Source organism: Flavobacterium stagni (genome assembly GCF_004122105.1).
GTDB lineage: Bacteria > Bacteroidota > Bacteroidia > Flavobacteriales > Flavobacteriaceae > Flavobacterium > Flavobacterium stagni.
In genome coordinates this window covers 667209-692378 of sequence record NZ_SBKN01000001.1, presented here as the reverse complement: position 1 = coordinate 692378, position 25170 = coordinate 667209, and the positions used below count along the sequence as shown (strand labels likewise).

Below are 25170 nucleotides of genomic sequence, written 5' to 3'. Positions count from 1 at the left end.
ATTATCCCTGTTTTACAAAAAGGTTTTCGGCAATTTTTTGCGACAATGACAACACTTTATCATTAATTAAAACGGATAAAGATGCGTCAAAATCTTCTCTTTCTTGAATGATGATTGTGGCACCTAAAGCAATTTGCTGCTTATCGAGGTATTGTAAAAATCCGGCAGAGGAATCTTTCACCCCAATAAATCGATACGCTTGATGTAATGGTGCTTCCGATAATACAATACGTTCTTCTTTGACCATCTCCCCTTTGGCATTTGGAATGGGATCACCGTGCGGATCGACCGTTGGAAAACCCAAGAAATCATCCAACTTACTAATCAACGCCTCCGATTGAATATGTTCCAATTCTTCGGCAATTTCGTGTACTTCATCCCATGCAAAGCCCAATTTTTCCACCAAAAAAACTTCCCATAAACGGTGTTTACGCACAATCATTTTGGCCTTTTGCAAACCCGATTCGGTTAAGGAAACCCCTTGGTATTTTTGGTAGGAAACCCAATTTTTATCAGCTAGCTTCTTTAACATATCCGTTACTGACGATGCTTTTGTATCCAAGGTTCCCGCAATCGCGTTGGTAGACACCCCTTTGGGCGAAACTTGAGCCAAATGGTAAATCACTTTAATATAGTTTTCTTCAGAAATGGTCATGATTTTTAATTTGCATCAAAAATAATAATTTGGTTTGAATAAAACTATTTTTAGATTTGCCTAAATTTATTTTTATGAAAACAAAAACACTTTGCTTGCTATTACTTTCTATTTCGTGTTGGTCGCAGTCGCCCATTCAATGCGATCGCCCCGACCAAACGGAAACACCGTATACCGTTCCCAAAGGCCGAATTCAATCAGAAAATGGGTTTAGCATCAAACAAGATGTCGACCACCGCAACTATTCCATTCCTTCTTCACTTTGGAAATACGGTTTAACCGAGCGATTGGAATTGCGCCTTATCGCCGAATGGAATGTGGAAAATTACGGGAGTGAAACGCTTTTAGGAATTCAACCGATTCAAATTGGTGCAAAGGTGAATTTTTGTACTGAAAAAAATTCGCGACCAAGAATCTCACTCATCGCGCATGTGGCGCTACCGGATTGTGCCTCACCGGATTTTAAAGGTCATTTTTATGCCCCAAATTTTCGGTTTACGCTACAACACAGTTTGACCGATCGGTTGAGTTTGGGCTACAATTTCGGTGCGCATTGGCATCCTGTGGATGGAAAACGAACGGGTTTGTATACCGCGACTTTAGGCTATAGTTTATCCGAAAAATGGGGTTGTTATGGCGAAATTTTTGGTTTTGCACCTCAAAATGAAACCGCCAACCACAGTATCGATGGTGGTTTTACCTATTTGATTTCACCTGATTTTATGTTAGATTTGTCTGCAGGAAAGCGCATTGCTGGTGAAACGGCAAAATTTTACACTGCTTTTGGTATATCCTTTCGAATCTAATGTTGCACTACCATTACATCTTCACCGGAACCGGACTCGCAGCATTATTGACTGTACGGGAGATGGTGCAACATCCTTTTTACCAAGATAAAAAAATACTCTTACTCGATGCCGATGCCAAAAAAACCAACGATCGCACTTGGTGTTTTTGGGACGAAGGACAGTATTTTGAAAACATACAGCACAAAGCTTGGGAAACAGCGGTATTTGCCGATGCAGGATTTGAACGCCGTTTTGCCATGGCGCCCTATACCTATCGCATGATTCGTGGATTGGATTTTTATGCCGCGGTGTTTGAGGAACTCCATCAAAATCCCAACCTAACTTTTATCCAAGAAAAAGTGGTTGATTTTCAAGAGTTAGGTAATCATTGTTTGGTGAAAACAGAAAACCAAAGTTTTACTTGTAACTTTATTTTCAATTCCATTTTCAATCCGGAACCATTGATTGCACAAAAGAAATTTCCGTTGGTGCACCAACATTTTGTCGGTTGGATGGTTAAAACTGAAACTCCCGTTTTTACACCCGATTGTGCCACTTTTATGGATTTTTCGGTGCCTCAAAAAGGCAATACCCGATTCATGTATGTGTTGCCCGTTAGTGAAAATGAGGCCTTACTCGAGTTCACTTTATTTTCAGCCAACCTTTTGCAACGCGAAGAATACGAATGGGAAATCAAAGCCTATTTGGAACGTCTCGGTGTAACGGCCTATACAATTACCGAAACCGAACAAGGCAATATTCCGATGACGTGTTATCCCTTTTGGAAACACAATTCGGAACGCATTTTACACATCGGTTCGGCGGGCGGTTGGACCAAAGCGAGTACGGGCTATACCTTTAAAAATGCCCTTAAAAAATCCAAAGCCTTAGTTGATTTTTTACTCCAAAATAATGACCTGCGAAAATTTCATAACATCAATCGTTTTTGGTTTTATGATTTACTTCTCATAGACATCCTTTACCGAAAAAATGAAGTCGGTAGTTCGATCTTCGCGAGCATGTTTCGCCGTGGAAAAGTGGCTACTATCTTTAAATTTTTGGATGAAGAAACCACTATTTCTGAAGATTTAAACATTATTTTACGCTGTCCCAAGACCTTGTTTATAAAAGCCTTATGGCATCGATTTTTTGGATACTAACCCATGCATTTATAACAAATCTTTATCGTTTGTTGGAAAATTTTAGTTTCAAAAGGTTGTACCTTTGTGGCACATTAACGTAATAGCAAATCATTATGTATCCAGAAGAAATGGTAAACCCCATGCGTGCTGAATTGACAGACGCTGGTTTTCAAAACTTATATACTGCCGATGCGGTAGAAAATGCAATTAAACAAAACGGAACCACGTTGGTGGTGGTGAACTCTGTTTGCGGCTGTGCGGCACGTAATGCCCGTCCAGGAGCAAAAATGAGTTTGGATGGCGACAAAAAACCCGATCATTTGATTACGGTTTTTGCGGGTGTTGATCGCGAAGCGGTGGATACGGCACGTCAACACATGTTCCCATTCCCTCCTTCTTCGCCAAGTATGGCATTGTTCAAAGACGGGGAATTGGTTCACATGTTGGAACGTCACCACATTGAAGGGCGTCCGGCTGAGATGATTGCTGAAAACTTAAAAGATGCTTACAGCGAATTTTGCTAAGCAACTAAAAAATTAAAAAACAACCCTCAATGGTACACCGTTGGGGGTTTTTTCATGGAAAATAAGGAATCCTTTCTTGTCCATTTGTCCTTATGATACTATGGAAAACGGATTTCCATTTTCAAAAAGGACTTCTTTACAGCACTTTGCGCAAGGGATAGTAGCGAAAATCCTTTTGGGTTTCCCAAAAGATTGTAGCGGATAGCCCGACCCTTTAGGGTTGCGCCCAAAGTTGGAAAATTCAAAAAAAACGATACCTTTGCCCTCGAATTCCGCCATTGTGAATTCGTTTATCTCACTTAATACGTTTATAGCATGCAACTGTACAACACATTAAGCGCAGAGGAAAGAGCTCAATTAATCGAAGAAGCGGGTCAACAACGGTTGACATTATCTTTCTATGCGTACGCCAAAATCGAAAACCCTCAACAATTTCGCGACGATTTATTTTTAGCCTGGAATGCCCTTGATGCGTTGGGTCGTATTTATGTGGCTCACGAAGGAATTAATGCCCAGATGAGTGTTCCTGCCGAACATTTTGAGGCCTTTCGCGAGACATTAGAAGCCTATGATTTCATGCGTGGGATTCGGTTGAATGTGGCCGTGGAGCACGATGATTTCTCGTTTTTGAAGTTGACGATAAAAGTGAGACACAAAATTGTAGCTGACGGACTCAACGACGCTACTTTTGACGTGACCAACAAAGGCGTGCACTTGAATGCCCGTGAATTCAATGCAATTTTGGACGATCCGAATACGATAGTGGTGGATTTCCGTAATCATTATGAGAGTGAAGTGGGCCATTTTAAAGGTGCGATTACACCTGATGTGGAAACCTTTCGCGAATCGTTGCCGATTATCAACGAGCAATTAAAAGATTTTAAAGAAAGTAAGAACCTGGTGATGTATTGCACGGGCGGTATTCGTTGTGAAAAAGCGAGTGCGTACTACAAGCATCAAGGTTTTAAAAATGTATTCCAGTTGGAAGGCGGTATTATTAACTACGCCAAACAAATCAAAGAAGAAGGACTGGAAAGTAAATTCATCGGAAAGAACTTTGTGTTTGACCATCGTTTGGGCGAGCGCATCACCGATGATATTATCGCACAATGTCACCAATGCGGGAAACCGTGTGACGATCATACCAATTGCGTGAACGACGGCTGTCATTTGTTATTTATTCAATGTGACGAATGCAAGGCCGCGATGGAAAATTGTTGTTCGCAAGAATGCCTGGACACCATTCACCTTCCTTTGGCAGAGCAAGTAAAATTGCGCAAAGGAATCCAAGTGGGCAACAAAGTCTTCCGCAAGGGGAAATCTGAAAAACTAAAATTCAAACATGCAGGTGAATTACCGGAAGTACCGCTAGCTAAAGCGACGACGGACATTCGCCAAAAAATCAGCCCGAAACGTCGGGTGAAAAAAACACTTCTTGGCAAAGTTGCGCATTACTATGTAAAAGCCGGTATCGGTTTGGTAGAAATGCAAAATGGCGCACTGCAAATCGGTGATCGCATCCTCATTGTGGGTCCGACCACTGGCGAAATGGAGCTCACGCTGGAAACCCTTCACGTCAATGGTGTGTTGGGCGACAAAGCGCAAGCGGGCGACAAAGTCACTTTTGCAGTTCCGTCACGGGTACGCTTATCAGACAAAGTGTATTTGATTTTAAACTAAAACATGACAACATCCGGAAGAATGGAGCTAATGGCTCCGGCAGGGAACTTTGAATCCCTGCAAGCGGCGTTGGACAACGGTTGCGATTCGGTGTATTTTGGTGTCGAGCAATTGAACATGCGGGCGCGAGCCACGGTGAATTTTGTGATGGACGACCTGCCCGAAATTGCGCGACGTTGCCAAGCCAAAAACGTGCGTACCTACCTCACGCTGAACACGATTATTTACGATCACGATTTATCTGTCGTGAAAACCCTTTTGACCCAAGCGAAAGCTGCGGGAATAACCGCTGTGATTGCATCAGATCAAGCGGTAATTGCGATGGCACGCAGTATGGGCATTGAAGTGCATATTTCTACACAATTGAATGTGACGAATATCGAAACAGTGAAATTTTATAGCCTTTTTGCGGATACGATTGTATTATCGCGCGAACTGAGTTTGCGGCAGGTGAAGAAAATTACTGAAGCGATTGAAAAAGAACAAATCAAAGGTCCGTCGGGAAATTTGGTCGAAATTGAAATTTTTGGTCACGGCGCCTTATGTATGGCGGTTTCTGGGAAATGTTATTTGAGTTTACATTCCCATAATTCCTCGGCCAATCGCGGAGCTTGTAAGCAAAATTGCCGAAAAAAATATACCGTTATCGATCAGGAAAGCGGTTTCGAAATTGAAATTGACAACGAATACATGATGTCGCCAAAAGACTTGTGTACGTTGGACTTTTTGGATCAAATTGTCGATTCGGGCGTGAAGGTATTAAAATTGGAAGGCCGTGGACGTGCGGCGGATTATGTGGCCACTGTTACCCGAGTGTACCGTGAAGCGATTGATGCCATTGCGGAGGAAACGTATACGAAAGAACGAATTTCTGTGTGGATGGAAACCCTTTCAACGGTGTATAACCGCGGTTTTTGGAGTGGGTATTATTTGGGGCAAAAATTGGGCGAATGGAGCGACAATCCGGGTTCGAATGCCACCCAGAAAAAAGTATATGTGGGCAAAGGATTGCATTATTTTCCGAAATCGGGAATTGCCGAATTCAAAATTGAAGCTTACGACATAAAAAAAGGCGACAAACTGCTGATTACGGGTCCGACCACCGGCGCTCAAGAGTTGGATTTGGACGAATTCTTCGTTAACGATACGGCAGCGGAAAAAGCGACCAAAGGCGACAGTTGTACTTTAAAAGTCCCTTTCCGCATTCGATTATCAGACAAAATGTATAAAATTGTAGCCAACTAATGGTCATTATCACCTTACAACGCGACAAGTGCATTGGCTGTAATTACTGTGTAGAAATGGCTCCAACGTTATTTCAAATGTCGAAGAAAGACGGAAAATCGGTTTTGTTAAAATCGGTCAATACCAAAGGATTTCACACCTTAAAATCTCCCGACCACACGCTAGCCGAACCGGGCGAATTGGCGGAAAAAGCCTGTCCGGTGCACATCATTTCGATGAAAGAAACCTAAAAACTAAGAGAAGCGATAGCGCCTGATTTCGTTGGAATTCAGGCGTTTTTGTTTAAAAATTCACGCCGACTTTTTGCATTTTCCATAATTGAAAAAATACTATCTTTACAAACTAATCGTTTAGCGTAAACGTAGTCGTTTGAAAAATAGCGACGATCACTATATATCGTTCAATTTATGGCATGTACAAACTGTTCTTGCGGTTCGTCAAAGAGTGACGGAGCCAAAGGATGTGGAAATAATGGCACTTGCGGCGCCAATAGCTGCAACAAACTCACGGTTTTTGATTGGTTAGCCAATATGAGTTTACCTTCTGGGGAAACTCCGTTTGACTGTGTGGAAGTTCGTTTCAAAAACGGACGTAAAGAATTTTACCGCAATACTGAAAATTTAACGTTAAGCATCGGCGATATTGTGGCCACGGAGGCTTCTCCTGGGCATGATGTCGGTATTGTGACGTTGACGGGTGAATTGGTAAAAATTCAAATGAAGAAAAAGGGGGTGGATTACAATTCAGCTGAAGTACTGAAAGTATACCGTAAAGCCTCTCAAAAAGATATTGATATTTGGAGTGCAGCCCGCGATCGCGAAGAACCGATGAAGGTTCGCGCCCGTGAATTGGCGATTCGTCTGAATTTGGAAATGAAAATTTCCGATATCGAATTCCAAGGCGATGCATCCAAAGCCACGTTTTATTATACGGCTAGTGATCGTGTGGATTTCCGTCAGTTGATCAAAGATTACGCGTCTGAATTTAAGATTCGTATCGAGATGAAACAGGTTGGATTCCGCCAAGAAGCGTCACGTTTGGGCGGTATTGGATCTTGTGGTCGCGAATTGTGTTGTTCGACCTGGTTAACCGATTTCCGAAGTGTGAATACTTCGGCGGCACGCTACCAACAATTGTCGTTGAACCCTCAAAAATTGGCAGGTCAATGTGGAAAATTGAAGTGTTGTCTCAACTTTGAATTGGACACCTACATGGATGCCTTGAAAGACTTCCCTGACTATGAAACCCGATTAAAAACCGAAAAAGGAGATGCCGTTTGCCAAAAGCAAGACATTTTCAAAGGGTTGATGTGGTATGCCTATACCGATAATTATGCGGCTTGGCATGTGTTAAGCATTGAGCAGGTCAAAGAAATTATCGACATCAACAAAGACGGTGGATTGGCCGCTTCATTGGAAGATTTCGCAATTGAAGTCGAACAAGAAGCTGAAAAAACATACAACAATGTAGTCGGTCAAGAAAGCATCACCCGTTTTGACCAACCCAAAAAGAAAAACCGTAGCAAGAGTAAAAACCGCAACAAAAATAAAGGTCGCGAAGGGGCTGTGGTAGAAGGACAAAGCGCGCCATCTCCACAGAAAAACAATCCGTCAAGAGGCAACCAACCGCAGCGTAACCCACAAAATCGTTCGCAACAGTCGGGTGGAAATCAGCCACAAAAGGAACGTCAAAACAACGCACCCAAAGAAAACCCAAATCCACAAGCTCAAGCACAGAGTCAAGGGCAAAATCAAGGGCAGAACCCACAAGGGGAACGCACTGGAAATCGCAACAAACGCAATAAAAGACGTCCCGGAAATAAAGACCGTAGAAACAATAATGAGGGCAATAACAACAATGAAGGTTCGAACTAGTTTAGCGCTTTTGGGAATGGCACTTCTGCTGATTTCCTGTGATAAAAAAAGCGTTTTTGACGAATACAAATCGGTAGGCAATGCATGGCACAAAGACAGCATTGTGAGTTTTGATTTGCCGAAAATGGATCCGTCAAAGAAATACAATTTGTTTTTGAATGTTCGGGACAACAATGATTTCCCTTTTGACAATTTGTTTTTAATTGTTTCCATGGAACAGCCCAACCACAAAGTCAAAGTGGACACCTTAGAATACAAAATGGCAAACCCTGATGGAACACTTATGGGTGATGGTTTTACCGATGTAAAAGAAAGTAAATTGTATTACAAAGAAAATTATAGTTTTTCCCAAAAAGGAACCTATAAAGTTCACATACAACAGGCCTTGCGCGAAACCGGAAAAGTTCCCGGTGTGGAGCGTTTGAAAGGCATCACGGAAGTTGGATTTAGAGTAGAAACGACCGAATAATTATGGCACAAAACACAAATAAAAACACCGCAGTCGTTAAAGACCTTACCTATTACAAAAAGAAGTTTTGGCGTTTGTTTTTCTACACGTTAGGAAGTGTCTTTTTGTTTTTCTTGTTTGCTTCCTGGGGATTGTTTGGCGCCATGCCTTCCTTTGAAGACTTAGAAAATCCCAATTCCAATTTGGCTACCGAAATCATCTCGAGTGATGGCGTGGTATTGGGTAAATTTTATAATGAAAACCGAACGGCAGTTAAATACAAAGACTTACCCAAAGCACTAGTTGACGCCTTAGTCTCAACTGAAGACGAACGGTTTTACGAACACTCGGGTATTGACCCTAAACGTACTGTTGGTGCGGCTTTGAAATTGGGTGCAAACGGGGGAGCGAGTACGATTACCCAACAGTTGGCCAAAAACTTATTCCACGGCGAAGGGTCGAAATTCCTTCCCTTCCGTATGGTACAAAAAGCCAAAGAATGGATTATCGCTATCCGCTTGGAACGCCAATATACCAAAAACGAAATCATTGCTTTGTACTTGAACCAAGTCGACTTTGTGAATGGCGCGGTAGGAATTCGTTCCGCAGCCAAAGTATATTTCAACAAAGAGCCCAAAGATTTAACCGTTAACGAAAGTGCGGTTTTAGTGGGGATGTTAACCAACCCTTCGCGCTTTAATCCGAAACGTTTTCCAGAACGTTCGACCAAACGACGCAATATTGTGTTGCACCAAATGGTTCGTAACAAAAAACTGGAAGAGTCGGCCAAATTAATGTTGGAAAAACAACCCATCAAATTGGATTTCCACCCTGAAAATCACTACGATGGATTGGCAACCTATTTCCGTGAATACTTGCGCGATTTCATGAAAAACTGGGTGAAAGACCACAAACGAGACGATGAAGAATACGATATTTATGGCGATGGATTAAAAATTTATACCACGTTGGATTCCAAAATGCAGGAACATGCTGAAGAAGCTGTGCGTGAACATATGAAAAACCTTCAACAAGAATTTTTCTTGCAACAAAAGGATAATAAGAATGCCCCTTTTGTGAATATCACACCTGAGGAAACCGATAAAATCATCAACCAAGCCATGCGCAATTCCGAGCGTTGGCGCATTTTAAAAGCCGATGAAAAATCGGATGAAGAAATCATTGCTTCCTTCAGTAAAAAAACCAAAATGACCATCTTTACATGGGAAGGAGAACGTGATACAATCATGACTCCCATGGATTCCATTCGCTATTACAAGCACTTTTTACAAGCGGGCTTGATGTCTATGGAACCCCAAACCGGCCAAATCAAAGCCTGGGTGGGTGGTATCAATTACAAATATTTCCAATACGACCACGTAGGTCAAGGTGCCCGTCAAGTGGGCTCGACTTTCAAACCCTTTGTCTATGCAACAGCCATCGAACAATTGGGTATGTCGCCTTGTGATACCATCATTGACGGTCCGTTTATGATTCGTAAAGGGCGTCATCACGTGACCGAAGATTGGGAACCACGCAACTCCGATCACCAATACCGTGGCATGGTGACCTTGAAAAAAGCATTGGCCTATTCCATCAATACGGTTTCAGCGAAGTTAATCGACAAAACGGGTCCTGAACCAGTTGTGGCTTTAACCAAAAAATTAGGTGTAAACACCGAAATCCCGATGCAACCTTCTATTGCTTTGGGTGCTGTGGATATTACCGTTCAAGACATGGTAGCGGCTTATTCTACCTTTGCCAATCAAGGGGTTTACATCAAACCGCAATTTATCCAACGTATCGAAGATAAAAACGGAGCTGTGATTTACGAACCCGTTCCTGAATCACACGATGTGTTAAATAAAGATATTGCTTTTGCCGTAATCAAATTATTAGAAGGCGTAACCGATGAAGGGTCGGGTGTACGTTTACGAACCCAATCCGGCGGAAGTGGTGACACGCGTTGGACTGGCTATCCCTACATGTTTACCAACCCAATTGCAGGGAAAACAGGGACTTCTCAAAATCAATCCGATGGTTGGTTTATTGGAATGGTGCCCAACTTAGCCACCGGTGTTTGGGTAGGTTGTGAAGACCGATCGGCCCGATTCAAAAGCATCACCTACGGTCAAGGGGCAACAGCAGCCTTACCAATTTGGGGGTACTTTATGGAAAAATGCTACGAAGATCCCGACTTACAAGTCTCCAAAGACGAATTTGAAAAACCCGAAGGATTCAATATCAAAGTGGACTGTTGGAGTCCGCGCAATGCATCAACACCCACCGATTCCACCGCTGTTGATCCCGTTGATGATCAAAACTTGGATGAATTTAAAGGGATTTAAATATGAAATCGATAAAGAATCCTGCTCAAAATTGGGCAGGATTTTTTTATGGCGCTTTCCCCCATTCTTGGGCTTAATTTCCTAAATTTACGGCACAAACCAACGATTATTCTTCATGATTAATAAAAAAGTAAACTCGGTTACCGAAGCCCTTCAAGGCATCGAAGACGGCATGACTATCATGTTGGGCGGCTTCGGACTTTGTGGTATTCCCGAGAATAGTATTGCCGAATTGGTACAAAAAGGAACAACCAACCTGACTTGTATTTCCAACAATGCTGGCGTGGACGATTTTGGCCTTGGGCTGTTGCTTCAAAAACGCCAAATCAAAAAAATGATTTCGTCCTATGTAGGTGAAAATGCCGAATTTGAACGTCAAATGTTGTCGGGCGAACTCGAAGTCGAACTCACTCCTCAAGGTACTCTTGCCGAAAAATGCCGTGCCGCACAAGCCGGAATTCCCGCCTTTTTTACGCCCGCAGGCTACGGAACCGAAGTGGCAGAAGGTAAAGAAACCCGCGAATTCAACGGGAAAATGCACGTTATGGAATTGGCCTACAAAGCCGACTTTTCCATCGTAAAAGCGTGGAAAGGCGACGAAGCGGGGAACCTTATATTCAAAGGAACCGCCCGTAACTTCAATGCCGTCATGGCCGGAGGTGCCAAAATCACCATCGCTGAAGTAGAAGAATTGGTCCCCGCGGGAACGCTTGACCCCAACGAAATTCATATTCCGGGTATCATGGTACAACGTGTTTTCCAAGGTGAAAAATTTGAAAAACGAATTGAACAACGAACGGTTAGACAGAAATGATTTGAAAATGTGTTAATTTGAAAATTTGAAAAATGAGGAATGATAAAGAAAATATCATCGTTACACTAAGTTTCGAGTTTGCTCTTGAAATTATCAATTACTCAGAAGCAATTAAAAAAACGAATCGTTTTGAAATGGCTTCCCAAATTTTCAGAAGCGGCACATCTATAGGGGCTAATATTCGTGAAGCACAAAATGCAGAAAGCAAAGCTGATTTTATTCATAAATTCAAAATTGCAGCCAAAGAAGTAGACGAATTAAACTATTGGTTAGCACTCTGCAAACATTCAGAATTCTACCCTACTCCAAGTGAAGAATTATTTCAAAAATTACAATCTATTCATTTGATCATTTCTAAAATTATTTCTTCATCCAAGAGAACCTAATTTTCAAATCATCAAATTTTCAAATCGCTAAACTATGGCTTTAGATAAAAACCAAATTGCAAAACGCATTGCAAAAGAAGTACAAGACGGCTATTACGTGAATCTCGGAATTGGGATTCCAACCTTAGTCGCAAACTATGTTCGCACCGATATTTCGGTCGAATTTCAATCGGAGAATGGCGTACTCGGTATGGGTCCGTTTCCCTTTGAAGGCGAAGAAGATGCTGACATCATCAACGCAGGTAAACAAACCATCACGACCTTACCGGGGGCGAGTTTCTTTGACTCGGCCTTCAGTTTCGGAATGATTCGCGCACAAAAAGTGGACTTAACCATTTTAGGTGCTATGGAAGTGGCCGAAAACGGAGATATTGCCAACTGGAAAATCCCGGGTAAAATGGTGAAAGGAATGGGTGGCGCGATGGACTTGGTGGCCTCTGCCGAAAACATCATTGTCGCTATGATGCACGTGAACAAAGCTGGGGAAAGTAAGATTTTGAAAAAATGTACCTTACCTCTAACCGGTGTCGGCTGTGTGAAAAAAGTCGTAACCGAATTGGCTGTTTTGGAAGTCACTCCTAACGGATTCAAATTGTTGGAACGCGCTCCCGGCGTAAGCGTAGACGAAATCATTCAAGCGACCGAAGCGGAATTAATCATTGATGGCGAAGTGCCGGAGATGAGTATTTAATTTATCCATTTGAAGATTTGAAGATTTGAGAATTTGAAAATGTTTAATCAGCATTCATTTTCGAAAACTCAATTTTTCATTTTAAAAAAAATTCATGCGAAGTAAAGTTATTTTAAAAAAAGGAAAAGAAAAATCCATTCAACGCCGCCACCCCTGGGTGTTTAGCGGGGCGATATATGGTGTAACCCAAGAATTGAACGACGGCGAACTCGTAGATGTAGTCGATGCACATAACGAACATTTAGGTACGGGATATTTCAGTGATAAAGGCAGTATCTCGGTGCGCTTACTCACGTTTGGTGCCGAACCCTTTACTCCGGATTTTTGGAAAGAAAAACTCCTAGCCGCTTGGACAATGCGCCAACAGATTTTGGATTTCACCCAAACCAATGCCTTTCGTGTGATTCACGGCGAAGGCGATGGGATTCCCGGACTCATCATCGATTTTTACCACAACCATTGGGTCATACAAGCGCATTCCACCGGAATTTTCCAAGCGATGGAAGCCATTGCACAGGCCATCCAACAGGCATTCCCCGATCATTGCGAAACCATCTATTGCAAAAGTAGCGGCACCTTACCCCAAACGGGAACGGATTATTTCCTATTCGGGAATATCCCCGAAACCATCGCCCAAGAAAACGGCATTTCCTTTCATGTGAATTGGGTCGAAGGACAGAAAACCGGATTTTTCTTGGACCAACGCGACAACCGTAAATTATTGGGTTTTTTTTCCAAAGACAAAAAAGTACTCAATACCTTTTGTTATACGGGCGGTTTCTCTATCTATGCCATGGAAGCCGGCGCTGAATTGGTGACTTCTGTCGATATCTCCCAAAAAGCGGTGGATCTCGCTTCCCGCAATATGGAATTGAATTTTCCGGGAGCCAATCATACAGCAGTTGCATCAGATGTTTTTGAGTTTATGCGCAGTCACCACCAACATTACGACGTGATTGTCTTGGATCCTCCCGCTTTTGCCAAAAGTATCAAAAGCAAACACACCGCGACACAGGCCTACAAACGCTTGAATGTGGCCGGACTCAAAGCGCTAGCACCCAAAGGTATTTTATTTACTTTTTCTTGCTCGCAAGTGATTGACGATGTGCTGTTTTACAATACCGTTGCCGCCGCCGCTATCGAGTCGGGACGCACCATTCGCGTGTTGCACAAACTCACCCAAGGACCTGATCACCCCACCAATATTTACCATCCCGAAGGGCATTATTTAAAAGGATTGGTATTATATGTCGAATAAGCATGGGACTATTTTATAAAAAATACCGCTTTCAAACTGCTTGGCAAAAAGAAGAACTGTTGGAACGCTTAAAAGCCGAAACAGATACGTTTGACCGAGACGGCACGACGAAATCCTTTGAAGGGAAAGTGCTGACCTCAGAGAAATTTGTCTTGAAATCCTTGATTAATTTTCATGCCCGAAACCAGTTTCGACCTGACATCCATTTTACGGTAACTAATCAAAATGTGGCCGTCGTGTTTCAATTGAATCCGACGATGAAATTCTTCATTCCTTTTTTATTTCTGTTCAACACAGGTGTGGGCCTCTTTTTTTATTTCCAACTAAAAGACCCTCAGTTCCTACTTTTAATTCCGTTTATCCTTATTTTTATGGGTATGATGGCGTTGCAGTTTCGCTCCAAAACCCAAAAAAGTGTGCAGGTTTTGGAACGGATTTTTGAAGCTTCATCCGAAGTTGTATAATTTTTTAGGAGCAGTCGTGCCGTTTTTTATCGCGGGTCTTCCCGCTTTCGGCCGTCGCTTTTCCGCTGCGCTCCAAGAGCTCCAACAAGGCCTCTATCGGGGCTAAAAATCACGATTGGTTTACTTAACAAGAATGTAAAACCCGGCTTGAATGATGCGCGGTTTCGCGGTAGGGATTGCAGTGGAAAGCCCACAGCGAGGAACGAGCGCGGACTTGCAACGGAAAGCCCGACGGCAGCTACTTATTACTTAAAGGCAAAGACGTGATCTGCCGGACCGCCCAAATGGTATTATAAATTTTGGTATTTTAAATTATAAATTAGGGTGTAAAAAAACCTGTACATCTTTCGATATACAGGCTTCTTTCTTCTTGCTTCTTTTCTCTTTTCTCTTAAACTAGTGGCTCAATGCCGCAAAGAAATCGTTTCCTTTATCATCGGTAATAATGAACGCGGGGAAGTCTTTAACCTCGATTTTGCGTACGGCTTCCATGCCCAATTCTTCGAAATCAACTACCTCAACGGATAGGATATTTTCTTTGGCAAGAATCGCCGCCGGACCACCAATGGAGCCCAAATAGAAGCCGCCGTAGGTGTTGCAAGCGTTCATGACTTCTTTGCCACGGTTTCCTTTGGCCAACATGATCATGCTACCGCCGTGTTTTTGGAATTCTTCCACATACACATCCATGCGACCTGCGGTTGTCGGACCGAAACTTCCTGAAGGCATGCCTTGTGGCGTTTTCGCCGGACCCGCATAATAAACAGGATGGTTTTTGAAATATTCGGGCATCGGCTGACCGGCATCCAACAATTCTTTGATTTTAGCGTGGGCGATGTCGCGGGCTACAATCAAGGTTCCGTTTAATTTCAAGCGGGTTTTGATGGGGTATTGCGACAACTCGGCCAAAACTTCTTTCATGGGTCGGTTCAAATTCACCACCACCGGTTCTTCCAAATGCGGTGCTGTAGCCGGTAAATATTGTGCGGGATTGGTTTCTAATTGCTCGAGGTAAATCCCGTCTTTGGTAATTTTTCCTTTGATATTTCGGTCGGCCGAACACGAAACGCCCATGCCCACAGGACACGAAGCGGCGTGGCGCGGTAAACGAATCACACGCACATCATGGGTTAAGTATTTTCCACCAAATTGAGCACCGATGGAACTCTCTTGACAGATTTGTTGCACGCGGGCTTCCCACTCCAAATCGCGGAAGGCTTGACCAGCCATATTTCCGGAAGTTGGTAAATTATCGTAATAGCCAGCAGAGGCTTTTTTCACAGCGGCTAAATTCGCTTCTGCAGAAGTTCCCCCAATGACAATGGCCAAGTGGTAAGGTGGACAAGCGGAAGTTCCTAAATCCATGATTTTCTCGCGAATGAATTCGTCCATTGACTTTTCATTCAACAAGGATTTTGTTTTTTGGTATAAAAAGGTTTTGTTGGCCGAACCACCGCCTTTTGCTAGAAATAAAAACTCGTAGGAATTCCCTTTTTTCGCATAAATATCGATTTGCGCGGGTAAGTTGGAGCCTGAGTTTTTCTCCTCAAACATCGTTATTGGCACAATTTGCGAGTAGCGCAAGTTGCGGTTTTGGTAGGTATTGAAAATACCGCGAGAAAGCCATTCGGCGTCATCGGCACCTGTGTAGACGTTTTCCCCTTTTTTGGCCATAACAATCGCGGTTCCTGTATCTTGACACGAAGGCAATTCTCCGCTTACAGCTACTACAGCATTTTGCAATAAATTATAGGCTACGAAACGGTCGTTATCGGTAGCTTCGGGATCGTCGATGATGTTGCGTAATTTTTGCAAATGCGACGAGCGCAACATGAACGAAACGTCTTTCATCGCTTCTTCTGCCAATAATTCTAAACCTTTGGGATCAACGGAAAGAATTTCACGGTCGCCCAATTTTTCGACATTCACATAATCGGAAGTCAGTTTTTTATAAGTGGTATCGTCTTTTAAAATCGGATACGGATCTTGGTATAAAAAGTCCATTTTGTGTTGATGTATTAGAAACGTAAAAATACGAAAAAGCGACGAAGCTAGCTACTTCAACTGCGGTTTAATTGCTAATTTGGTGTAGGTTGGGCGTGTCATACGATTTCTATCCCTGTTTCGTTATCTTTACGTAAGAAATCCGACCCGATGCAATCTCATAAACTACTTGTATTTCTTTGTTTTTTCGGACTCACCACGTGGGCTTGGAGTCAGGATTATGCAAACCGATTGGGACATCAATCTGATTTTGATCGTTTAAAAGGCAAGCCATTATCCGATAAATTTTCGAATGTAGAGTCGGTGAAAACGGTGTATGACCTCCACGACAAAAAACTGTATTTTTTCAACAGTAAGAAAATTGAACTGCACTATATTTTTGTGAACAACTACCTGGGATTTGACATGGATTTGGAACGGTTCAACGACCGTAATTACGGTTCCAATCCTGCAGAACGCGATTTCTTATTGGGAAATTTGAATCATATCAAAGGCAGTGACAAATGGATTTTGGAATTGGCCGCTTCCGACCACATGGCCATTGCGCAAATTGAAACCTTTTACAACTTGGTGAAAGAAGCTACGTTCATAGGCGACTCGTTGAAATTTTACCTCAACAATCGGGAAAAAATCGAGTGGCGGGACCAACAAAAATTTCATATTCCTTGTGTGACTTCAGAGTATATTTTCAATTCGGTCAAGTACCAAGAAGTGGTTCGAGGAAAAGCCGTGGGTATTTTAAAGTCGTATACACTAGAAGAACTGGAACATAGTCAACCCCGTTGGGATGAAATAATCGTATTGAATGGAACGCCAAAACAATTACCTAATGTACAAGGAATTATTGTCAGCGAACTCCAAACGCCGTTGAGTCATTTGGTGTTGTTGGGTAAAAATCGGAAAGTACCAGTTATGGCCTTTACCGATGTTAATACTAATTCGGGGATTCAAAATTTGATGGGTAAAAAAGTGAAACTTGACATCGCAGTCGATACTTTTTCGATTGCTCTTACTACACAATCCATTCCGAAAAAAGTTAGACCCAAAACCAAATCGCTACCTATGGATTTGCGGGTAAAAGATGTCATTTCTTTGGCTACAGTTCCCAAAAATGGGGCGACCTATTTGGGTTCGAAAGCCCAGAACTTGGCTTATTTAATTGCGATTTCAAAGAAAAATCCGGGTGTTTTTGCAACGCCCGAACAAGCCTATGCCATTCCGTTTTACTTCTACCATCAGCATATTCAGCATAAAAAAATTAAAGAAAAAATCGATCGGTTGTTGGCGGCTTCGAATAAAGATTCGGTACAACACATCAATGCTGAATTGAAAGCCATTCGAAAAGCGATTAAAAATGAACCTATAAATCCGGTGCTTCTTGCGCAATTGCGTGCAAAATTGGGAACAAGTACTTTTACCCATTACCGTTTCCGATCGTCCACGAATGCAGAAGACATTGATGGGTTTAATGGCGCGGGTTTATACGACTCCAAAACGGGAATTGTCAATGATAGTATTAAAACCTTTGAAAAAGCGATTAAAGACGTTTGGGCGAGTGCTTGGAATGAAGCGTCGTATTGGGAGCGGGAAGTTTTTGGCATTTCACAACAACAAATTGCGATGGGTGTTTTGGTGCATCGCGCATTTCCTGATGAAATTGCAAACGGCGTTGTGATAACAGATAACTTATTTCGGGATGAATTTCCGGGGATTACCGTGAATGTACAATTGGGCGATCATTCGGTGGTGCAACCCGACAAGGGAGAGATTTGCGAACAATTTACGGTCTATCATTTTGATATTTTCAATCCCAAAAAAGAGATGGAAGTTGATTTTACCGCTCACTCGAATCTGAATAACTACCAACCTCTACTGAGCAAGGACGAAATTAGAAACTTGTATAAAGCGGCCAAACTGATAGAAACCAACATCAATAAATATTGGAAAAAATTCACCCTAAAACCCATCGATATAGAGTTCAAGATTGTAGGTCCAGAACGCCGATTATACATCAAGCAAGTTCGGGTTTTTAACCCCTAACAAAAAACCAACTCGCTACCATGATGGCGGCTAGCACACAGATAAAATCCACGAGTAACATGGTTGCCAAGGTATAGCGGGTATTTTTAATGTTGACGGAACCGAAATACACGGCAATCACGTAAAAGGTAGTTTCGGCACTACATTGGAAGATGCACACTAAGCGTCCGGTGAATGAATCGGGGCCGAAGTTTTGCATTGCATCAATCATAAATCCGCGTGAACCGCCCGAACTGAATGGACGAAGCATGGCTACGGGAAGTGAATCGGTGACATCTTTGGCTACGCCGATTTGTGAAAATCCGATGGCAATCCAATGGCTAATAATTTCAAATAAACCACTATTACGGAAAAACGAAATAGCAACCAACATGGCTAAAACATATGGGAAAATCTTCACTCCCGTTTGAATGCCGTTTTTGGAGCCTTCCACAAAGGTGTCAAAAATGGTGGTTTGTTTTTCAGTAAATTTTTTCTCGTTGATAAATGAAAAAATCAAGGTTGCCCCAATAATGGCAACGAGCATGAGTCCGGATAAATTAGCGGTAAAGAAACTTTTTCCGATTAAATCCAATCCGTTAATGTAGAATAAGAGTCCGACAATAACCGCAACCACAGACATAATAGCAACGAGTAATGTAGCACTTAAAAAGTTAATCCGTTGGCGAATTCCGACAAGGATTAAAGCCGCTAAGGTTCCAATAAAAGACGTGATAATACAAGGCAGCATGACATCTGCGGGGTTGGTTGCATTTTGTGCAGCACGATATCCGATAATTGAAGTAGGGATTAAGGTAAGTCCGGCCGCATGCAAACACATAAACATGATTTGAGCGTCGCTGGCTTTATCTTTTTCGGGATTAATTTCTTGTAAAGATTGCATCGCTTTCAATCCAAAGGGCGTTGCGGCTGAATCGAGTCCGAGGAAATTGGCTGCAAAATTCAGAGTCATGTAGGAAATAGACTCGTGATTTTTAGGAACCGAAGGAAAAACTTTGGCAAACACGGGGCTCAACAATTTGGCAATTTTCTCCGAAGCACCCGAAATAATGAGCAGTTCCATGAGTCCGCAGAAAAAAGCCAAATAGGCTATCAACGGCAGAATGATATCCATCAGGGTGTTTTTGCAGGTGGGCAACAACCCATCTGACTTTTGTACTCCTGAATATACTTTTACGGTTTGATTTTTATAAACGTAGGTGGAATCGGGATTAAGCGTGTCGCGATTGACAACCAAGGTCATGTCGGGTGCCTTTTCAATAGAATCACGTACGAAAGATGGCACCTGTTTTAAATACAATTCAGAAACTAATATAGGATCATCTTTTTTTCCATTCAAAATATAATCGATGGTGTAGTTATTTCCTGAAAATAAGGCTACAACGGTAAAAAGAATTGAAGCAATAAAAATGGTTAACCAAAACCTACTGAGTACCATATTTCGTATTTTTTGTAAATGTACTATTTAATCTTAGAATGAAAAACAAGATTAAGAGGGAGTCGGAATTAAGAATACTCCATTAAAAACAAGTATTTCATCGATAATCTAAAGGTTAATTCATTAAAAATGTGACAAGTTCATTATATTTGGAAGCTATTACCAATCAAACTAAAAACTTCATTTCTACACAATGAAAAAAATTTATTTACCCTTATTATTTGTACTGGGTTTCTCTACATTACAGGCGCAAACTCCAAAGGATGTTGCTGAAATTGTTTCGCACTACGATTTGGATAAATTAAAAGAGCGCCAAGCTTTTTACCAACGTTTACAGCGTGCAGAAAAAGCGAAAGCAGAAGCGGCAGCCAAAGTAAATGGTTGGCCGTTACTAATTGAAAATGCGGATGGATCTTTTGCTGAATTAATGAAACTTACACCGGATGGATATCCTATGTACTTTTCAACGGAAAATGTTGCAGCAGCTAAGACTACCCGAACTAACTTTTTGCATACCGGAGGTGGTATGGGATTAAACTTGAATGGAGAAAACATGACCGTTCGCGTTTGGGATGGAGGAATGGTGCGAACAACGCACAATGCTTTTGGCGGACGTGTATCTGTTATTGATAATCCCAACGGAACATTAAGTTCTCACTCCACACACGTAACGGGTACCATGGTGGCTTCAGCCAATCCAGCTTCTGTTAAAGGTATGGCACCTGCAGCTAGTGCTCGCACCTTTGATTGGACGGATGATGAATCAGAAGCGTTAAGTGAAATTCAATTGGGGATGTTGGTATCCAATCATTCTTATGGTGTGCCAATTTCTTCAGGAACCAATACATTACCGAGTTGGATAGTTGGAGCTTATATTTCTGATGCGTATGCATGGGATGAAATTGCCTACAATTCCCCCTATTATTTACAAGTAGCTTCAGCCGGAAATGAAGGCGATTCTAACGCCAACACCGATCCATTAGCCCCAGGCTATGATAAATTAACTACAAATAAAGTGTGTAAAAACAACCTAGTAGTGGCCAATTGTCAAGATGTTACTTCCATTAATGCTACTACAGGAGCAGTAACTGGGACTATCAGCATCAATAGTTCAAGTAGTCAAGGACCTACCGATGATTTCCGAATCAAACCGGATATTACGGGCAATGGAACTTCAGTAACTTCAACAAATAGCACAGGTAATACCGCAATAACTCAAATGACAGGAACTTCGATGTCATCTCCTAATGTGGCTGGAACTTTGATTTTATTCCAACAACATTATAAAAATTTATACAATTCATTCATGCGTGCCGCTACGTTAAAAGGTTTGGCTTGTCATACTGCTGATGATGCTGGAAATGTGGGTCCAGATGCTACATTTGGATGGGGATTGTTAAATGCTAAAAAAGCGGTGGAAACGATCTCTGGTAACGGCTTGACTTCATGGGTGTCTGAAGAGAATTTAAATCAAGGGCAAACATTCACCATGAATGTAAATGCTAGTGGAACTACACCTTTGATGGCTTCTATTACTTGGACTGATTTACCAGGAAACATGAACACAAGTACAACGCCTAATGAATTCATTCGTTCATTAATCAACGACTTGGACATTCGTATCACTCGTAATGGTACTACCTATTACCCTTGGAAATTGACTTCAGATCCAACGGCACCAGCTGTTCGTACAGGTGACAACAATGTGGATAATGTTGAATTGGTTAAAATTGATACGCCAACCGCAGGACAATATACCATTACCATTACCCACAAAGGAAACTTAGTTTCTGGTAGTCAGAAATACTCATTAATAATTACAGGATTAAGTTCGACATTTGCTTTAAACTCAACCAGTACAGACCAATTAGTTTGTGCTAATCAAACGGCTTCTTACACGTTTAATTATAACCAATCAGGATCAGGAACCACTGCTTTTACCGCTGCAGGATTACCTTCAGGAGCTACAGCTTCTTTCAGTCCAAGTTCGTTAAGTGCATCTGGGACTGTTACTATGACTGTAACTGGTTTGGCTAATGTTATCCCAGGAGAATATTTCATAGGAATTACAGGGAATAATGGAACAGAGACTGAAACCCGATACAAGTCCCTACGTATTTTTAATGCTAGTTTTCAACCTGTATCTTTAAATTCTCCAACCAATGGTCAGAATGGTTTGTCAACGTCGGCTGTACTGAAATGGAATGTAGATTCAAATGCAGAAAGCTATACCGTTCAAGTTTCTACCGATAATGCATTTAGTTCTTTCTTCGTGAATGAAACTACTTCTTTAAATCGATTCACGGTTACAGGATTAGCACAAGCCACACGTTATTTTTGGAGAATTATCCCAACCAATCGTTGTGGAAATGGTGTTGCATCTTCAGCAAGTGTATACAGTTTTGATACAGGTACAGTGACGTGTGATCAAACATTTGATGCCTCCGATTTTTCAAATGCATCTATTGCTTCTGTGGCCAATTCCAGTGCGAGTGTGCCGTTAACTATTACAGGTGGATATACTATTGGAGATATTAATGTGAATGTGGATATTACCCATACTTACATTCAAGACATGACCATTACACTTCAAGGTCCGGCTTCTATTGGTAGTCCGAACATCATCTTACTTCAAGAAGCTTGTGGTGATAACGATGACATGAACTGTACGTTTGATGATGATGGTCTAACTCCATCTTGTGTTGCTTCTGCTCCATCTTTAACGGGTGCTGTTTCACCAGTTGATAGTTTAAGTTCGTTAAACTCTTTACCTGCCGACGGGGATTGGATTTTAAACATTAGCGACCCTTGGAATGGCGACGGAGGAACCGTAAACGCATTTAGTATTGATTTGTGTCGTGTTTCTGCTGCATTAGCTACTCCTGAAGTGACTTTAGAAAATGTACGCGTATTCCCTAATCCTACCAACGAATTAATCAATGTGTTGATTCCAAATAGTGTGGAATTGACTCAGGTTCGTTTGTATGATTTACAAGGACGTGAAGTACTAAATCGTGAAACCCATGGCGATACCGCTAAATTGAATGTTCAACATTTATCAGAAGGTGTTTACATCGTTCGTGTGGAGAATAGTTTAGGTTCAACGGCACAACGCGTGGTAATCAAGAAATAGATAAAACTTTTTATATAACAAAAAAGGATGTCGTAACTGACATCCTTTTTTTATACATGTAAAATTTCGTCTTGAACCAACAGTTCTTCATTCCGAAATCGCAGCATCACTTGGGCTACAGCAACGACGTCTTTTTCACAATAGGTGACAATGCGATCGATGTCTTTTTCTTTATAAAAAACTTCACCCACCTGACTTCCGTCGATATCGTCTTTGGAGGTGGGAATGCCTAAAATTTTAGACAATAATTTCAAGGAAGTAAAATGTTTAAAATCTCCAAACTTCCACAATTCCATGGTGTCCAAATGCGGTATTTCCCAGGGTTTTTTTCCAAATAAATTCAGTTTACCAGAAAGGGAAACCCCATTAATAATCATTCTTCGTGCAATAAAAGGAATATCAAATTCCTTGATATTATGCCCACACAATACATATTGCGGGCCGCTAAAATGATTGTTTAAAAGATTATTGAAATCTTTAAGCAATTGTTTTTCTTCCCCAAAAAAAGAAGTCACTCGAAAATTGCGAATGTCACCTTTGATTTGAAAATACCCGACAGAGATACACACAATTTTGCCAAACTCGGCCCAAATGCCTGCCCGATCATAAAACTCTTCAGGTGAAAATTCATCCCTTCGCTGGTATTGCGTTTTTTGTTCCCAAAGCGTTTGCATTTCGGGATCCATCTGGTTAAAGAATTCTTCTTGGGGAACGGTCTCGATATCGAGAAACAGAATGTGTTCTAATTTAATTTTGTCTAACATACTAAAATATTTGGCGTTTATAAAGCACTAATGTACTAAAATTAAGCCAATTATAAAACTGTTACGCTTTCACTAAAACGAATGGCCCTGCTCTACCAATTTTAACTACAATTTGTTTTTCTTCCTTTTTAAGGATTTCAACTTCAACCGATTGGCCTGTTTTAGAAGTTAATTGAATCACATTGGGTTTGTCCTTAGGAATAGTATATTCTGATTTTTCTGACTTACCAAATAAGGAAATCGTAATTTCTTTGGCAGTAATCTCCAATGATAAATTTTTAAACATCTCATTGACCATTTTCAATTCATCCGCTTCAAATTTTTCCACTTCATAAGGCTCTTTGAAAGTCCATTTGCCAATTAAGGTGTTGGTTTCTTGAGCAAAATTGATCATTGAAACCAATAAAAATGCGATAACTACGGTTGCTTTTTTCATATAAAAATTATTAAAATAAAACTTGTTGTTTATTCGGTTGTTCATGATCCAACAACCATTGTTTGCGATGTAAACCACCGGCATAACCCGTTAACGACCCATCCGATCCAATGACGCGATGACAAGGTACAATAATCCAAAGTGGGTTTTTACCGTTGGCCGAAGCAACTGCACGAATCGCTTTGGGATCGCCCAACTGCAACGTTAATTGTTGGTAAGAGATAGTTTTGCCAAAGGGAATTTGAAGTAAAGCATTCCAAACTTTTTGCTGAAATTCTGTGCCATTTGGATTCAATTTCAATTGAAACTCGGTGCGATTCCCTTCAAAATACTCCAAAAGTTGTTGCACGGCATCCTTTAAAACTACTGGGATTTCGGTACTCACTTCACCTTCGTCTATTATCCTTACCGATTGAATGCCCAATTCATTTCCAGAAATTTGAGCTAAACCTAAAGGTGTCCGAACGGTAACAGTTGCTAAAGTTAACATGTGAACAAGGTACGGATAAAAAACAAAAAAAGCCCAAGATAATTGCATCTTGAGCTTTTCCAGTTAGTTAGTTGGTGATTATTTTGCCTGACTCATGATATACTGCTCCAGGGCTTGACGCTCCTCGGGTTTCATGTTTTTGGTTATGGCAAAATTAGCTTTCATTACGGTGTATTGTGTTGGGTCTACAATGGGCTTGGATTCTTCATTTAAAAAACTAGCGATACTCGCTTTATTTTCCTTATAAGCTTGGGCAATGTCCAGTAAACTTGGCCCAACCACTTTGGTATCGGGTTTATGGCAGGTCGCACAAGTTCCCACACCTTCAAACAATTCTTTTCCTTGTTCGGCTAACGGAAAATCGGCATTTGTTGAAGTTTCTTTTACTGTTGTCTCTTCATTGACTTCATTGCCGTAATTGTCGGTTTTCTTTTGATCACCGCCACATGCTACGAATATAAATCCGAAGGCCAACACACCCAACCCTATTCCTAGTTTCTTCATGATTTTTCTTATTTGATACGTAAAGGTATCTTGTAATTTATTGA

The 25170-nt window shown here is 41.5% G+C and carries 23 protein-coding genes; 16 read left to right on the top strand and 7 right to left on the bottom strand.

The genetic code is table 11. The features are described 5' to 3' along the window. Position 1: 1 nt before the first annotated feature. Positions 2 to 655, bottom strand: a complete 654-nt coding sequence (locus EQG61_RS03055; protein ID WP_129460417.1) for a metal-dependent transcriptional regulator — start codon at positions 653 to 655, stop codon at positions 2 to 4. Positions 656 to 729: 74 nt separating this feature from the next. Here EQG61_RS03055 and EQG61_RS03050 point away from each other — a divergent pair, with 74 nt between their 5' ends. The 14 genes from EQG61_RS03050 (at position 730) to EQG61_RS02985 (ending at position 14317) form a co-directional block, all read left to right on the top strand. Further along, on the top strand, positions 730 to 1461 hold the full coding sequence (locus EQG61_RS03050) for a transporter (protein ID WP_129460416.1): 732 nt from the start codon (positions 730 to 732) through the stop codon (positions 1459 to 1461). Next, complete coding sequence (locus EQG61_RS03045) at positions 1461 to 2603, top strand: lycopene cyclase family protein (protein WP_129460415.1); 1143 nt, start codon at positions 1461 to 1463, stop codon at positions 2601 to 2603. Before EQG61_RS03050 ends, EQG61_RS03045 begins: the two co-directional genes overlap by 1 nt. Positions 2604 to 2698: 95 nt before the next feature. Beyond that, complete coding sequence (locus EQG61_RS03040) at positions 2699 to 3109, top strand: BrxA/BrxB family bacilliredoxin (protein WP_129460414.1); 411 nt, start codon at positions 2699 to 2701, stop codon at positions 3107 to 3109. A 315-nt stretch (positions 3110 to 3424) separates the two neighbouring features. After that, positions 3425 to 4789 (top strand): oxygen-dependent tRNA uridine(34) hydroxylase TrhO, encoded by a 1365-nt coding sequence (trhO, locus tag EQG61_RS03035; RefSeq protein WP_129460413.1) that lies wholly within the window; start codon positions 3425 to 3427, stop codon positions 4787 to 4789. Between the two features lie 3 nt (positions 4790 to 4792). After that, positions 4793 to 6034: a peptidase U32 family protein gene (locus EQG61_RS03030; protein WP_129460412.1), complete on the top strand. Its 1242-nt coding sequence runs from the start codon at positions 4793 to 4795 to the stop codon at positions 6032 to 6034. Then, a complete protein-coding gene (locus EQG61_RS03025) occupies positions 6034 to 6264 on the top strand; it encodes a ferredoxin (RefSeq protein ID WP_129460411.1) in 231 nt (76 codons plus the stop codon). The genes EQG61_RS03030 and EQG61_RS03025 overlap by 1 nt, the downstream gene beginning before the upstream one ends. A 177-nt stretch (positions 6265 to 6441) precedes the next feature. Further along, positions 6442 to 7908, top strand: coding sequence for a PSP1 domain-containing protein (locus EQG61_RS03020; protein ID WP_129460410.1), 1467 nt, complete (start codon positions 6442 to 6444; stop codon positions 7906 to 7908). Continuing rightward, entirely contained in the window at positions 7892 to 8377 is a 486-nt protein-coding gene (locus tag EQG61_RS03015) for a gliding motility lipoprotein GldH (protein WP_129460409.1), read from the top strand. Before EQG61_RS03020 ends, EQG61_RS03015 begins: the two co-directional genes overlap by 17 nt. A gap of 2 nt (positions 8378 to 8379) precedes the next feature. Then, entirely contained in the window at positions 8380 to 10704 is a 2325-nt protein-coding gene (locus EQG61_RS03010; RefSeq protein WP_129460408.1) for a penicillin-binding protein 1A, read from the top strand. Positions 10705 to 10819: 115 nt separating this feature from the next. Continuing rightward, entirely contained in the window at positions 10820 to 11518 is a 699-nt protein-coding gene (locus EQG61_RS03005; protein WP_129460407.1) for a CoA transferase subunit A, read from the top strand. A 32-nt stretch (positions 11519 to 11550) separates the two neighbouring features. Beyond that, positions 11551 to 11904, top strand: a complete 354-nt coding sequence (locus EQG61_RS03000) for a four helix bundle protein (RefSeq protein WP_129460406.1) — start codon at positions 11551 to 11553, stop codon at positions 11902 to 11904. Positions 11905 to 11938: 34 nt separating this feature from the next. Beyond that, positions 11939 to 12595, top strand: a complete 657-nt coding sequence (locus tag EQG61_RS02995) for a CoA transferase subunit B (protein ID WP_129460405.1) — start codon at positions 11939 to 11941, stop codon at positions 12593 to 12595. Positions 12596 to 12689: 94 nt separating this feature from the next. After that, entirely contained in the window at positions 12690 to 13853 is a 1164-nt protein-coding gene (locus EQG61_RS02990; RefSeq protein WP_129460404.1) for a class I SAM-dependent rRNA methyltransferase, read from the top strand. A 2-nt stretch (positions 13854 to 13855) separates the two neighbouring features. Beyond that, positions 13856 to 14317 (top strand): hypothetical protein, encoded by a 462-nt coding sequence (locus EQG61_RS02985; protein WP_129460403.1) that lies wholly within the window; start codon positions 13856 to 13858, stop codon positions 14315 to 14317. A gap of 396 nt (positions 14318 to 14713) precedes the next feature. Here the strand turns inward: EQG61_RS02985 and EQG61_RS02980 are convergent, their stop codons facing one another. Further along, positions 14714 to 16321: a fumarate hydratase gene (locus tag EQG61_RS02980; protein WP_129460402.1), complete on the bottom strand. Its 1608-nt coding sequence runs from the start codon at positions 16319 to 16321 to the stop codon at positions 14714 to 14716. A 150-nt stretch (positions 16322 to 16471) separates the two neighbouring features. Here EQG61_RS02980 and EQG61_RS02975 point away from each other — a divergent pair, with 150 nt between their 5' ends. Beyond that, positions 16472 to 18361: a PEP/pyruvate-binding domain-containing protein gene (locus EQG61_RS02975; protein WP_129460401.1), complete on the top strand. Its 1890-nt coding sequence runs from the start codon at positions 16472 to 16474 to the stop codon at positions 18359 to 18361. On the opposite strand, the gene EQG61_RS02970 is transcribed toward EQG61_RS02975, so the two are convergent. Continuing rightward, on the bottom strand, positions 18351 to 19799 hold the full coding sequence (locus EQG61_RS02970; RefSeq protein ID WP_129460400.1) for a nucleoside recognition domain-containing protein: 1449 nt from the start codon (positions 19797 to 19799) through the stop codon (positions 18351 to 18353). The genes EQG61_RS02975 and EQG61_RS02970 overlap by 11 nt on opposite strands. Positions 19800 to 19992: 193 nt before the next feature. Here EQG61_RS02970 and EQG61_RS02965 point away from each other — a divergent pair, with 193 nt between their 5' ends. Continuing rightward, positions 19993 to 22932, top strand: a complete 2940-nt coding sequence (locus EQG61_RS02965; protein WP_129460399.1) for a S8 family serine peptidase — start codon at positions 19993 to 19995, stop codon at positions 22930 to 22932. 50 nt (positions 22933 to 22982) lie between these two features. Here the strand turns inward: EQG61_RS02965 and EQG61_RS02960 are convergent, their stop codons facing one another. The 4 genes from EQG61_RS02960 to EQG61_RS02945 all read right to left on the bottom strand — a co-directional run bounded on the left by EQG61_RS02960 (position 22983) and on the right by EQG61_RS02945 (position 25126). Further along, positions 22983 to 23696 carry a 3'-5' exonuclease gene (locus tag EQG61_RS02960; RefSeq protein ID WP_129460398.1) on the bottom strand — a complete coding sequence of 238 codons (714 nt, stop codon included), beginning with the start codon at positions 23694 to 23696 and terminating at the stop codon, positions 22983 to 22985. A gap of 61 nt (positions 23697 to 23757) precedes the next feature. Continuing rightward, positions 23758 to 24132, bottom strand: coding sequence for a hypothetical protein (locus EQG61_RS02955; RefSeq protein WP_129460397.1), 375 nt, complete (start codon positions 24130 to 24132; stop codon positions 23758 to 23760). A gap of 10 nt (positions 24133 to 24142) precedes the next feature. Further along, entirely contained in the window at positions 24143 to 24622 is a 480-nt protein-coding gene (locus EQG61_RS02950; RefSeq protein ID WP_129460396.1) for a methylated-DNA--[protein]-cysteine S-methyltransferase, read from the bottom strand. Between the two features lie 78 nt (positions 24623 to 24700). Then, positions 24701 to 25126, bottom strand: coding sequence for a c-type cytochrome (locus EQG61_RS02945; protein ID WP_129460395.1), 426 nt, complete (start codon positions 25124 to 25126; stop codon positions 24701 to 24703). Positions 25127 to 25170 lie beyond the last annotated feature (44 nt).

Coding starts and splice junctions, on each gene's coding strand:
- EQG61_RS03055 (WP_129460417.1), bottom strand. CDS start 655: ATGACCATTTCTGAAGAAAACTATATTAAAGTGATTTACCATTTGGCT.
- EQG61_RS02980 (WP_129460402.1), bottom strand. CDS start 16,321: ATGGACTTTTTATACCAAGATCCGTATCCGATTTTAAAAGACGATACC.
- EQG61_RS03045 (WP_129460415.1), top strand. CDS start 1,461: ATGTTGCACTACCATTACATCTTCACCGGAACCGGACTCGCAGCATTA.
- EQG61_RS03030 (WP_129460412.1), top strand. CDS start 4,793: ATGACAACATCCGGAAGAATGGAGCTAATGGCTCCGGCAGGGAACTTT.
- EQG61_RS02990 (WP_129460404.1), top strand. CDS start 12,690: ATGCGAAGTAAAGTTATTTTAAAAAAAGGAAAAGAAAAATCCATTCAA.
- EQG61_RS02995 (WP_129460405.1), top strand. CDS start 11,939: ATGGCTTTAGATAAAAACCAAATTGCAAAACGCATTGCAAAAGAAGTA.
- EQG61_RS03025 (WP_129460411.1), top strand. CDS start 6,034: ATGGTCATTATCACCTTACAACGCGACAAGTGCATTGGCTGTAATTAC.
- EQG61_RS02970 (WP_129460400.1), bottom strand. CDS start 19,799: ATGGTACTCAGTAGGTTTTGGTTAACCATTTTTATTGCTTCAATTCTT.
- EQG61_RS02985 (WP_129460403.1), top strand. CDS start 13,856: ATGGGACTATTTTATAAAAAATACCGCTTTCAAACTGCTTGGCAAAAA.
- EQG61_RS03020 (WP_129460410.1), top strand. CDS start 6,442: ATGGCATGTACAAACTGTTCTTGCGGTTCGTCAAAGAGTGACGGAGCC.
- EQG61_RS03005 (WP_129460407.1), top strand. CDS start 10,820: ATGATTAATAAAAAAGTAAACTCGGTTACCGAAGCCCTTCAAGGCATC.
- EQG61_RS02975 (WP_129460401.1), top strand. CDS start 16,472: ATGCAATCTCATAAACTACTTGTATTTCTTTGTTTTTTCGGACTCACC.
- EQG61_RS03000 (WP_129460406.1), top strand. CDS start 11,551: ATGAGGAATGATAAAGAAAATATCATCGTTACACTAAGTTTCGAGTTT.
- EQG61_RS03015 (WP_129460409.1), top strand. CDS start 7,892: ATGAAGGTTCGAACTAGTTTAGCGCTTTTGGGAATGGCACTTCTGCTG.
- EQG61_RS03010 (WP_129460408.1), top strand. CDS start 8,380: ATGGCACAAAACACAAATAAAAACACCGCAGTCGTTAAAGACCTTACC.
- trhO (WP_129460413.1), top strand. CDS start 3,425: ATGCAACTGTACAACACATTAAGCGCAGAGGAAAGAGCTCAATTAATC.
- EQG61_RS02960 (WP_129460398.1), bottom strand. CDS start 23,696: ATGTTAGACAAAATTAAATTAGAACACATTCTGTTTCTCGATATCGAG.
- EQG61_RS02945 (WP_129460395.1), bottom strand. CDS start 25,126: ATGAAGAAACTAGGAATAGGGTTGGGTGTGTTGGCCTTCGGATTTATA.
- EQG61_RS03040 (WP_129460414.1), top strand. CDS start 2,699: ATGTATCCAGAAGAAATGGTAAACCCCATGCGTGCTGAATTGACAGAC.
- EQG61_RS02965 (WP_129460399.1), top strand. CDS start 19,993: ATGAAAAAAATTTATTTACCCTTATTATTTGTACTGGGTTTCTCTACA.
- EQG61_RS02950 (WP_129460396.1), bottom strand. CDS start 24,622: ATGTTAACTTTAGCAACTGTTACCGTTCGGACACCTTTAGGTTTAGCT.
- EQG61_RS03050 (WP_129460416.1), top strand. CDS start 730: ATGAAAACAAAAACACTTTGCTTGCTATTACTTTCTATTTCGTGTTGG.
- EQG61_RS02955 (WP_129460397.1), bottom strand. CDS start 24,132: ATGAAAAAAGCAACCGTAGTTATCGCATTTTTATTGGTTTCAATGATC.